Below are 283 nucleotides of genomic sequence, written 5' to 3' on the forward strand. Positions count from 1 at the left end.
GCGTACACCTACATTGCGCCGTTCCTGGGGCATGACGCCGGTTTTTCGCCGAGCGCGATCACCGCGATTCTGCTCGGATTTGGCCTGGTCGGCATGTTGGCGAACTTCGCCATGGCCGGGAGCATCACCACGCACTTGCGTGCGTCGCTGGGCGCCGTGGTGTTGCTGATGGTGATCGCGCAATTGGCATTGCCCGGGTTGCAGGATTGGGGCGTGACGTTGGCGGTGTTGGTGTGGGGTGTTGCCTACGGCGCAATTCCTCTGGGCGTGAGCAGTTGGATGC

The 283-nt window shown here is 62.9% G+C and carries 1 pseudogene; it reads left to right on the top strand.

The window, feature by feature from the left end:
- Positions 1 to 283: pseudogene (locus tag SB725_RS30790) on the top strand (MFS transporter); the annotation flags it as partial.

Source organism: Pseudomonas sp. SIMBA_041 (genome assembly GCF_046535095.1).
Classification (GTDB): Bacteria; Pseudomonadota; Gammaproteobacteria; order Pseudomonadales; family Pseudomonadaceae; genus Aquipseudomonas; species Aquipseudomonas mucoides.